Source organism: Paenibacillus sp. JT22N12, from assembly GCF_056269365.1.
This window is the reverse complement of record NZ_JBWDNU010000017.1, coordinates 114,314-125,960: the sequence shown is the minus strand read 5'-3', so window position 1 is coordinate 125,960 and position 11,647 is coordinate 114,314. Positions and strand designations below refer to the sequence as shown.

6 protein-coding genes are annotated in these 11,647 nt (G+C 54.4%); all 6 read right to left on the bottom strand.

What is annotated here, in order from left to right; translation table 11 throughout:
* The coding region (locus tag AC0YOA_RS34410) for an autotransporter outer membrane beta-barrel domain-containing protein (protein ID WP_475790413.1) at nt 1-4,409 on the bottom strand (4,409 nt) is incomplete at its 3' end.
* Nucleotides 4,410-4,659: 250 nt separating this feature from the next.
* On the bottom strand, nt 4,660-5,463 hold the full coding sequence (locus AC0YOA_RS34405; RefSeq protein ID WP_475790412.1) for a hypothetical protein: 804 nt from the start codon (nt 5,461-5,463) through the stop codon (nt 4,660-4,662).
* Nucleotides 5,464-5,613: 150 nt separating this feature from the next.
* On the bottom strand, nt 5,614-7,800 hold the full coding sequence (locus tag AC0YOA_RS34400) for an ATP-dependent helicase (protein WP_475790411.1): 2,187 nt from the start codon (nt 7,798-7,800) through the stop codon (nt 5,614-5,616).
* A gap of 24 nt (nt 7,801-7,824) precedes the next feature.
* On the bottom strand, nt 7,825-8,622 hold the full coding sequence (locus AC0YOA_RS34395; RefSeq protein ID WP_475790410.1) for a VOC family protein: 798 nt from the start codon (nt 8,620-8,622) through the stop codon (nt 7,825-7,827).
* 164 nt (nt 8,623-8,786) lie between these two features.
* Nucleotides 8,787-9,440: a carboxylesterase family protein gene (locus tag AC0YOA_RS34390; protein WP_475790409.1), complete on the bottom strand. Its 654-nt coding sequence runs from the start codon at nt 9,438-9,440 to the stop codon at nt 8,787-8,789.
* A gap of 194 nt (nt 9,441-9,634) precedes the next feature.
* Complete coding sequence (gene thiC, locus AC0YOA_RS34385) at nt 9,635-11,362, bottom strand: phosphomethylpyrimidine synthase ThiC (RefSeq protein WP_475790408.1); 1,728 nt, start codon at nt 11,360-11,362, stop codon at nt 9,635-9,637.
* Nucleotides 11,363-11,647 lie beyond the last annotated feature (285 nt).

Here is an 11,647-nt window from a genome sequence, read left to right as displayed (position 1 = left end):
AATGCTTCCGTAATGACAGCCTCGGGAGCAAGCTTCTCGTTCGTCACCGATCCCGCTGCCAGCTTTGTCGCCGTAACTGCGCCTTCCGCGAGCTTCGCTTCCGTTACCGCGTCTGCTTGCAGCTGTTCCTGACCGACCGCTTCAGCCGCCAGCTTCTCGCTTGTAACTGCTCCTGCTGACAATGCTTCCGTAATGACAGCCTCGGGAGCAAGCTTCTCGTTCGTCACCGATCCCGCTGCCAGCTTTGTCGCCGTAACTGCGCCTTCCGCGAGCTTCGCTTCCGTTACCGCGCCGTCTCTCAGCACATCGGTGCCCACTGCCTTTGCGGCCAGCTTCACTCCCGTCACCGCGCCGTCTATCAGCTTGTCGGAGCCCACTGCCTTTGCGGCCAGTTTCACTCCCGTCACCGCGCCGTCTATCAGCTTGTCGGTGCCCACCGCCTTAGCAGCCAGCTTCGCTCCCGTCACCGCGCCGTCTATCAGCTTGTCGGTGCCCACCGCCTTCGCTGTCAACTTCGCTTCGGTCACCGCACCATCCACCAGCGCTTCGGTGCCCACTGCCTTGGCGGCCAGCTTTGTTCCCGTCACTGCACCATCTGTCAGCGCTTCGGTGCCAATTGCTCCTGCTGCCAGCTTCGCTCCCGTCACCGCACCATCTGTCAGCGCTTCGGTGCCAATTGCTCCTGCTGCCAGTTTCGCTCCCGTCACCGCGCCATCTATCAGCGCTTTGGTGCCTACTGCTTTTGCAGCCAGCTTCACTCCAGTCACTGCGCCATCCACCAGTGAATAGGTACCCACTGCTTCTGCTGCCAGCTTTGCTCCCGTCACCGAACCATCCACAAGCGAATAGGTACCCACTGCCTCTGCTGCCAGCTTCGCTTCGGTCACCGCACCATCTACCAGCGCATCGGTGCCCACTGCTCCTGCTGCCAGCTTCGCTCCCGTCACTGCGCCATCTATCAGCTTATCGGTGCCTACTGCCTTCACTGCCAGCTTCGCTTCGGTCACCGCACCATCCACCAGCGCATCAGTGCGCACTGCTTCTGCTGCCAGCTTCACTCCCGTCACCGCACCATCTACCAGCGCTTCGGTGCCTACTGCTCCTGCTGCCAGCTTCACTCCCGTCACCGCGCCATCAATCAGCGCATCGGTGCCCACTGCTCCTGCTGCCAGCTTCACTCCCGTCACCGCACCGTCAATCAGCTTGTCGGTGCCTACTGCCTTCACTGCCAGCTTCGCTTCGGTCACTGCGCCATCCACCAGCGTATCGGTGCCCACTGCTCCTGCGGCCAGCTTTGCTCCCGTCACTGCACCATCTGTCAGCGCTTCGGTGCCCACTGCTCCTGCGGCCAGCTTTGCTCCCGTCACCGCGCCATTTATCAGCGCATCGGTGCCCACTGCTTCTGCTGCCAGCTTTGGTCCCGTCACCGCGCCGTCTTTCAATGCTTCTCTGCCGACAGCTTCAGCTGTCAGATGCTCCGCTGCAATGCTGTCCTTCTCCAGATGAGCGGAGCCGATCGTCCCAAGCTTGATTTTACTGCCTGGCAGAATGCCATCAGGCGCCTTTTCGAAGGATAACAGCTCCGTAGACAGATGACTTTGCGTGATGGACCCTTTCCGCAGATGATAGCCCTGAATGGACTCTGCCTTCAAATGCTTGCCGGCAATGCTCTCTAACTGGATATGCTCACTATTGACCGATACAAGAGCCAGTTTATCCGCGCTTACCGCACCATCAGCCAGCTGATCCATTCCTACGGTTTGAGGAGCCAGATGCTGCTGCTTGATGCTGCCTTTCTTCAGATGCGTGCTTCCGATAAGCGAACCCGCCAGGTGAACGGATTCAATAGCGCCTTTCCCCACATGTCGGCTGAGCACCGCCCCATCCTTCAAAGCCTGTGAACTGACAACGCCGTCCTGCAAATGATGGCTTCCGATACTTCCTGCGGCCAGCTTCTCCTCCGTCACCGCATCTTTGCCAAGATGACGCTCACGAACACTCTCGTTGCCCAGATGAACGCCAAGCACGGACTCCTCAGCCAAATGCCTGCTTCTTATCGCTTCGTTGGACAGATGATCGCTTTCAACCGCCCCGGCAGCCAGCTTTTTACCGGTTACTGCGCCTTCAGCAAGCGTATCGCTGGCAATAATGGCTTTTCCCAGATGAAAATCCTGCACGGCCCCCGTGCTGATATGCTCGGCTCCGATAAGGCCCGGGACGAGATGGGCGCTGCCGATGGATTGCAGGGTAATCTTCTCACCAGTCAATGCATGCGGCGCCAGCTTCGCTGCGGTGACGCTGTTGTCCGCGAGCTTTGCCGATGTCACTGCCCCATCCGTCAGTTTATCCGTCGAAACACTCTCGGGAGAAAGCTTGAGCGCGTTCACCACATGATCGGCCAGATGATGCGAGAATACGGACCCGGCGGCAAGATGCTTACCCGACACCGCTCCGCCGGCAAGCTTCGTTGAAATGACCGCGCCATCCCGCAGAGCTTCAGCGGCAACGGATTGCTCCGATATATGCTCCGCCCGTATTAATCCGGGCTGCAGATGAGCCGAGCCAACCGCCCCTGCCGATATCGCTTCTTCCGATACAGAGCTCTGCGACATATGATGAGCGCGGACAGCCTCCGGCGCGATCTTGTCGAAGCTGACCGACTCATCGTTCAGATGCCGGGTATCCACCGCCAAATCGGCAATTTTTCCGCCGCTGACACTGGCTGCGGCCAGCTTGCTCCCGCTTACCGAGCCGGCAGCCAGATGCTCTCCGCTTACCGCCTCATTGCTGATATGGCTATGCTGAACGGCCTTGGCCGCCAGCTTCTGCTTCGTCACCGAGCCATCCGCCAAGTGAGCCGAGGCCACACTTCCCTCAATAAGCTGCTTGCCTCCAACCGTATTGGCTGACAGATGATGCTCCTCTATACTGCCCGTTGCGATTTTATCCGAGCTGACGCTTGAGCGCCCGAGATGACGGCCATGAACGGCATCATCCGATAATTTGGGGGCTGTAATGCTTTGATCGGCGAGCTTGGATGCTGTTATTGAATGATCGACCAGCTTTATAGTGGAAATGGACATATCGGCAATTTTCGGAGACGTCACCGCCAAATCAGCAATATGCTGTGAACCGACCTCATTATCCCCGATGTGGACGGCGCTTACGGCGCCTTCCTGCAGCTGGAGCGGTCCCACCGCGCCTGACGCGATTGCCTGTTCGGTTACGGCTCCTTGCCCCAGTTGTTTGGATTCCACCGCGCCTTCGGCTATGTGGTTTGCGTCGATTTCTCCCGGGGCCAGATGCTTTCCCAGCAATACACCTGCCGCTACATGCTCAGCGAGCAGCAGCCCAGGCTTGAGATGCACCGATTCAACGGCGCCCAACGCGATTTTCTCGCTCGTAACCGCCTGGTCGCGAAGCTTGGATCTGGTAACGGACCCATCGGCTATTTTGGATGTATGAATGGCATCGTTCGCTATGCTCTCCGTCCGGATGGCTCCGCTTCTAAGCTTGCTTGACGTTACGGATTGATCATCCAGAAGCTCGGTTGTAATGACGAACGGCTTCAGATGCTTGGCCTCGATGGATCCTTCCGCCAGCTTGTCGGCACTGATTGTCCGGTCACCAAGTTTTACAGAGGTTACGCTGCCGTCACGTAATTTTTCACCGGTGATGGAACGATCCCGTATTTTAGAGCCGGATATGGCATTGCGTGTGAGATGATCGCTCAAGATGGATTCCGGAGCGATCTTGGAGCCTACAATCGCCCCATCGGCGATTTTAATGCTTTCCACGGCAAAATCTGCAATCGATTGTGTTTGAACAGCGCCCGATTTTATCCGGGTTGCTTCAACAGCTCCGGGTGCAAGCTTATCCGTGGTGATTGCCTCATCAGCAAGATCGTCGGTAAAGATGAAGGGAGTCGAGGAATCCGGAAGCCGCTTCTCTTCCACCCGCTCCTCCTTGCTGAGTATACCGGCCAGGCTGGCCTGCTCAGCCTCCACGGCCGCGGTGACCTCTGCGGCTTTGGCTTTGTCTGCGTCTTTGGCTGCCGGTTCCGGGATATCCGCCACCACTGCCGGTGCCGGTTGGCCCCCGGTATCGGCTGCCTTCTTCTCCTGCTCTACGGCAATTTCCGATTCAGGAGCCGGCTCCAGGACAGGTCGCTGCTCCTCTGCTGCGATTTCACTTGTTCCAGCCGGTACCGGACCATCTGCCGTCACGGCTTCCAGTTCCTCCACAGCCATAGAATTGACCTTAACAATTTTCTTCTCTGGCTCCGCTGGCGTATGCGGCTTGTTTTTCCTCAATTTTTCGATCCATTTCAATTCCGAAGTGTTCGGATTATCAACATAAAATAACGGTTTTCGTCCCTTGGGACTCTTTCCCTTGCTGTTCTTAGCCATAGCCCTCTCCTTCTTCCACCTGAAATGTCATAGGTATCATATGCATTCACCCATAGGCAGGTCACTTGATTGGAGACATTATCAGCCAAAAGCAGCAGGAACCAGGTTATAGAATCGCAAAAACAGGAAGAACCGGCTGTCGCCGTGAAACAAAAAAGCGGCTAACGCCCAGGTTCAGGCGCGCCGCTCGTTCACAAATTCCAAATTTTCCGTGTCCTATTCTATGGCGGCCAGCACTGGCACCTGGCTCCTAGGTTTGCATCATTTGAACACCTTTGGAGAGCGTCGCCATATATAGCTCCGTCCCCAGCCAGTCAATATCGGTAACCGGCACCCCCGGTCTGACCGAGTAAAGCGTTAATCGCTCTCCCAGACGGCCAATACGGTAAAGCCCCCGGTCCGTGCAGACATAGACATAAGATTGCCTGGATATGACCGAGAAAATAAAAATATCGGGAAACTTAACCGTGCTGAATCCCCCGCGGCCATTGCTCACAACCAGCTCGCCCTTCTCGGTTGCGCCAAACAGATTATTGCGGTTGGCAGCCAGCGCTGTGACTCCAAAGCCAAGCTCGAAATCGGCCCAGCGGTCCGTCATCCGGTCATACATGCTGATGCCATGGTCGAGCCCGATATATAAATACTGCGGGGTAAATAAAAAATCATAGACAATTGAATGGCCGTAGGCGGATTCTTTCCACTTATCCGACGACTTATAATAAAGGCCGGACTGAGTAGCTGCGAAGCCGTATCCCCATTCTTCTTTATACTGATAGCAGGGATGACCGACTTCTTCGTATTCCCACTGCTTGAGCTTAAGCCGGTATAACCCTTTATTCGTGCAGGCATAGGTGACGCCCGCAGACATCTGCAGCCGGTTAACCGTCGTATCTTCCGGAAGGCCGTCCGAGAGAAGGCGCCAATCTTCGTTCGCGGGTTTCAGGTAAATCCCCTGCCCGGGCGATGCCGCTACGACGGTCCGGTCGCTGCGCACCTTGACCGAGGAGAAATGCAGCGGGAAGGGCTGCCTGTTTATATAGGAATCGGGCAACATGGATACTTTCAGCTCCTTGCCTCTTTTTAATATGTAAAGGAATACCTCTATATTAATTGATAATGATTATCAGTGTCAACCTGTGCCTGTTTTTATTTGAGCCAGAATTGAAGAACGACTTCGCCGGCATCATAAAACTCCAGGCATCTTCTACAATGCCGGCGTCAAGATTCCTTTATCCAGACAGGTCTGGAGCGATAATGCCTTGACGCCTGTTCCAAACTCAATATGAACGCGCTCATCCGTCAGCTTCATAATTTCCCCTCGGCCAAATACCCGGTGCTCGACCAGCCTGCCGATCACCAGCTCCTTCCGCTCTCTGAGCGCATTGGGGTCCACCGGAGACTGCGGCTCCTCTGTCCGCACCGTCAGCTTGGCCGGATTCTGAAGCGTACGAACCTCGCCGACGAACAACGACTCGTCCATCTTCACCCCGTCCCGGTACTTGTAGGTAATCAGCTCCAGATGCCGCTTGGCCCTCGTCATGCCGACATAGAACAACCGGACGGCTTCTTCCATCGGCCCGGTATTGCCTTCCGTTTGCTGCTTGATATCTTCGGCGGAGGGGATGACCCCCATGACCAGATCGATCATATAGACAACCTTGAACTCCAGTCCTTTGGCGCTGTGAAAGGTAGAGAAGGTCACGACATTTTGATTCTTGTTGAAGCTGGAAGCTTTCATCACCGCCTCCAGATGCTTGAGCCTTTTGGCAAAGTCCTCCATGCTCTCAAGCGTGCTTGCGATCTCTTCCAGCGTATTCAGATTGCCGAGCAAATAATCCTTCCTGAAGCCGAGCCGCTCCACCATCTTGTCAATCGCCTTATCGTAACCCAGCTTGGTGCGGATCACGCGGATTGCTTCGAGCGGCGGCATGCCCTTCATCTGCTGCAGCGTTTCCTTGCATTCCAGAATCGGCTTGCGCTGATATTCCTGCAGATCCACATAGCTCAGCAAATTGTCGAAAACCGACTCATTATTCTGAATCTCCCGCAGCACGCCCATCTGATGCTTCGTAATATAGCCGTTAAGCTTCGTGTACACCTGTTCCAGAAGATCGTAGCGCTTGTCCGTATAAGACATCCGCATCATATTCAGCATGTCCTTGACGATCCAGTGGGAGAAGAACCGGTTGTCCGAATCCTTCATATAAAAGGGCACTCCGGCCCGTTCGCATTCATTCATCAGCATGATGGAGGAGGAGCTGTTCCGGTAAAGCACCGCCACCTCGCGAAGATCAGCAAGCTGCTGGATATGCTCCACCACATACTTGGATTGATGATTATAATCGGTAAAATTGCGGATCGCGATCGGCTCATGCGCTTCATTGTCCGTAAACATATTTTTGTCATAGCGGTTCTTGTTCCGTTTGATGAAACCGTTTGCGATATCCACAATATCCCGTGAAGACCGGTAATTTTGTTCCATGTACAGGATCACGGCATTCGGATATACGTCTTTGAAATGCAGCAAATAGGAAGGCTCTGCGCCCCTCCAGCTGTAAATCGACTGGTCGTCGTCGGCTACCACGCATATATTGCCATGCTCTCTTGCCAACTCCTCGATAATGGCATGCTGAACAAGCGAGGTATCCTGGCTTTCATCCGTCAGCAGGACATCGTATCTTTGCTGATATTTATGCAGCAGCTCCCGGTTCATCTTCAACACTTCGTTTGCCGTCGTGAGCATATCGTCAAAATCCAGCAGGAGCTTGCCGGAGCCGGAGCGCTTGAACTCCTCGTAGGCAATCAGAATACGATCAGCCTGCTTCACCTCACATGGCACCTGTGCCCATTTGTCGCTGGGAATCATTTTATTTTTGATGTAGCTGATATAGGTAGTCAACTCTTCCATTTGATCCTCCGTTATCGTATTGCCGGCAATCGACTGATACAGATTGCGCAGGATCAGCTTCTTATGCAGCTGATGGGGATCAAAATCCTCTCCGCCCTGTTCCCTGCCTCCTTGATTGCCCTCGATAATAAGATAAGCGGTTCGGGTCTGCTGAAAATGCTCCCGGACAATCTCAAATGCGAGACTGTGAATGGTAGAGAAATCGACTGGCGCAAGCTCCGGGAAAAACCGCTTGAACCGCTCCTTCATATCCAGCGCCGACGCCCTGCTGAACGTGACCGCCTTGATGCGCGACGGAGCGATCCCTTTCTGCTGGATCAGATAGCCGATCTTCATGATGACGGTAGTCGTTTTCCCGGAGCCGGGAGAAGCAAGCAGAAGCAGCGCGCCTTCAGTTTGAAGGACCGCCTGCCGCTGAATCGCATTCAGCTCGACGCCCGTTTCCTTGGCCTTGCGCGTAAAAAAATCCTCTTTGGTTATCATAGACAGTCCCTCTATCGTTTATCGTTAATCCTTTATAGACAGCGGCAAATGAAGAAGCGCCGGCAGATTCTTCCCGAAGCCGGTTGCAACCCGCAGGCACATATGGTAATCATTGATGATCATATGAAGCTCTCTATCATTGGCGGAAACCATTTCTTCCTCCCTCAGACGACTGCGCACCACCTGGATGTAACTTTCGTCCGAGACTCCCAATGTTACTAGCATTCGGGGAGGCAGCGCAAGCATGGAGATCGGAATCCATCGCCGCTGCTTGGCGGTCAGCACGAAATGAGCCGTTCCTCCGATGGCAAAAGTGAAATTATCGTAGACTTTATCCAGCTTAAAATCAAACATGTCCTGCAGCCGCTCCCGGAATGCCTTCACATGTTCGACGGGAAATCCGACCTCGCGCATATAAAGAACACGAAGAGCGCCGGAGGGGGCTACGACATCCTCCTTGATATAAGGATGGGCAATCAGTTCGAGCAAATTTCCATCCCCATCGCGAAAGTAAATATTTTGTCCCGTTCCAAAATGATCCACTTCTCTGCCGTCCGGCCATTTCTCGATCATGACCTGCCGACTCTTCAGGAAGGCGACAAGAGCGTCGAATTCCGAGAACGGAACTTCAAACGCCAGATGCGCCGGAGCAACAGGCTCGTAAGCCTCCTGAAATACAATCGTACAGTGCTCCGTGATCCGGAATTCAATGCGGCTCTCGGATTCTTCCACGATAGGCAGCAGCAGACGTTCATGATAATACTGCCTCACGCTTGGAATCGATACCGTGTTCAGCTGCAGCCCCGCATAGTGTGTAATCATGGTTTTCCACCATCCTTATTGTGGTTGTCTGCTCTTTATAAACCTTCCCGCCAGAAACGGCTTTCCCCGTCCTTATTGCAGTAGAGTAAATGTCTGCACGTCAAAGATGTACGGAATCCGGTAGACAAAGACCGCCGGAACTGATTCCGGCGGCACTGACCTGCTTATCGTTTATGCTCCAGAAACCATTGATACAGCTCGGGATTGCCGTACGTCTCCTCCCAGATCTGATGATCAAGTTCAGGGTAGGCGGTGTACCTGACAGACCCTCCCAGGCTCCTGATCGCGTGAACCATCTCGGTTGTTCTCCCGGGAATGACTACATCATCCTTCTCCCCATGGAAAGCCCAGACCGGTATACCCTTCAGCAGGCTGGCATCTTCGGGCTGGTAGTAGCCGGCCAGAGGAGCAATAGCTGCGAAGCGCCCGGGGACATTCGCCGCCAGGTCCCATGTTCCGTTCCCGCCCATGCTGAATCCGGTCAGATATACCCTCTCCGGGTCAACACGGTGGCTGCGGGCTATTTCGTCCAAAAGAGATGACAGGGCATTCCGCTGCTGCGGCCAATCCGAATGCTCCGGACATTGCGGCGTTGCGACGATAAATCCGAAGTCCTCCCTTTCTTCAGCGAAACGCGCAACCCCATACTGATGGAGCAAGGCCAGATCATCGCCCCGCTTCTTGATGCCATGCAGGAACAGGATGAGCGGCCATTTCTTCCCGGTATTCCTCTCGTAATCCGAAGGAAGAAACAATTGATAGCCGATCCGTACAGGTTCAGGAGTCTCTTGGCGAAGAAGATGTGAGGTGACGGGCATGGAGCAGCAGCATCCTTTCTCAAGAGCGATTTTTCATTATTATAACGCTATCGTTCAATATTTTACCAGCCGCTTTGATATAAACTGAAGCCGCCCGGCGCGTCTATAGGCGGCATGGCAGGGGTGGCAGGGACGGTCTGCATGGCGTTTTGGACGAAGTCAATCAGCATCGCAAAAAGAAGGAACGCCGCCAACTAAAGCTGTGCTTCAAATCCTGTCCGGTTTGCGTTATCTTCTCCTTCCAAGTCCCGCACAGCCTGCTCGCGGATATCCTGTGTGATTCGCATGCTGCAAAATTTCGGACCGCACATCGAGCAAAAATGGGCCGATTTGGCCGCATCTGCAGGAAGCGTCTCATCGTGATAGGACATCGCCCGTTCCGGATCAAGCGAGAGATGAAACTGATCACGCCAGCGAAAATCGAACCTCGCTTTGGAAAGCGCATGGTCCCGTATTTGCGCGTTCGCATGCCCCTTCGCCAGATCAGCGGCATGCGCCGCGATTTTGTACGCAATCACGCCTTCCTTCACATCCTCTTTATTGGGCAGTCCCAGATGCTCCTTCGGTGTGACATAACAGAGCATCGCCGTACCGAGCCAGCCTATCATCGCCGCCCCGATAGCCGAAGTGATATGGTCGTAGCCTGGAGCAATATCCGTCGTCAGCGGACCCAGTGTATAGAATGGCGCCTCCCGGCATACCTTCAATTGACGCTCCATATTCTCCTGGATCAGATGCATCGGAACATGGCCGGGGCCTTCGATCATCACCTGCACATCATGCTTCCATGCTGCTTGAGCCAGCTCGCCAAGAGTATCCAGCTCCCCGAATTGAGCCTCGTCATTGGCATCTGCAATGGAGCCGGGACGCAGCCCGTCACCAAGAGAGAATGAAACATCATATTGTTTCATAATTTCGCAAATTTCTTCAAAGTGCGTATACAGAAAATTCTCGCGTTGATGCGCCAGGCACCATGCCGCCATAATCGACCCGCCCCGCGAAACAATCCCCGTTACCCGCTTGGCTGTAAGCGGAATATAACGCAGCAGCACACCCGCATGAATGGTAAAATAATCAACCCCTTGCTCGGCCTGCTCGATCAGAGTATCGCGGTACACCTCCCAGCTCAGATCCTCCGCCTTTCCGTTCACCTTTTCCAGCGCCTGATAGATAGGCACTGTGCCGACCGGAACCGGCGAGTTTCGCACGATCCATTCGCGGGTTGTATGAATGTTCCTGCCCGTGGAGAGATCCATGACCGTATCGGCGCCCCAGCGGGTAGCCCATGTCATTTTCTCCACTTCCTCCTCGATGGACGAAGCAACGGCTGAATTACCGATGTTGGCATTGATCTTGACGTGGAAGCGGCGCCCGATAATCATCGGTTCGCTCTCCGGATGATTGATATTCGCCGGTATAATAGCTCTTCCTGCCGCTACCTCGCTTCGCACAAGCTCTGCCGCTACCCCTTCACGAACAGCAATAAACGCCATCTCCGGCGTAATGATTCCCCTGCGGGCATAAAATAATTGAGTCACATTGCACCCGCGGACAGCTCTTAGCGGTGTGTGATTTAAAGCCGGGTACGGTTCTGCTCCTTGGCTGCCTGCCGCTTTCTCCGAGTGGAAACCGTTATCAAGCGGCTGAATCACACGCCCTTCATAGCGCTCCACATCTCCCCGATCTTCAATCCATGACCGGCGAAGAGCCGGCAGACCCTTGCGCACATCGGCCCGATAGGCGGAATCCGTGTACGGACCGCTGGAATCATATACCCGAACCGGTTCGTTCATCTGCACCTCGCCGCTTCTACTGATACTTGGCGACAGTTCAATCTCCCGCATCGGCACCCGTACATCCGAACGGCTTCCTTGCACATACACTTTGCGACTGCCCGGCAATGCTCCAGCCATGATCGTCATATCAAAAAACCTCCCAAGGTAATTTGGATAATCCCCTAGGAGGCTCGCAAGGACAGCGGCATAGACGGTGCGGAAAAATTGGAACGAGCCAAGGGCAGGCAGTTCCCTGTCCCATTAGTTCCCGGTATGAGCAGGCTTCAGCCCGTTCACCGACAGCATTCCTTGACACACTATCATGCTGGAGCGAACCGGGAAGAATCCGTTTTGCCGTCCTTTGCGGCTGAGCAAATTTCTTCCCTTGGACCGTATAGAAATTTATAGGAGTGAAGCTTATAAATTCTATAA

Excerpts from the sequence above, each read along its gene's own strand:
- AC0YOA_RS34405 (WP_475790412.1), bottom strand. The coding sequence starts at position 5,463 with ATGTTGCCCGATTCCTATATAAACAGGCAGCCCTTCCCGCTGCATTTC.
- AC0YOA_RS34400 (WP_475790411.1), bottom strand. The coding sequence starts at position 7,800 with ATGATAACCAAAGAGGATTTTTTTACGCGCAAGGCCAAGGAAACGGGC.
- AC0YOA_RS34395 (WP_475790410.1), bottom strand. The coding sequence starts at position 8,622 with ATGATTACACACTATGCGGGGCTGCAGCTGAACACGGTATCGATTCCA.
- AC0YOA_RS34390 (WP_475790409.1), bottom strand. The coding sequence starts at position 9,440 with ATGCCCGTCACCTCACATCTTCTTCGCCAAGAGACTCCTGAACCTGTA.
- thiC (WP_475790408.1), bottom strand. The coding sequence starts at position 11,362 with ATGACGATCATGGCTGGAGCATTGCCGGGCAGTCGCAAAGTGTATGTG.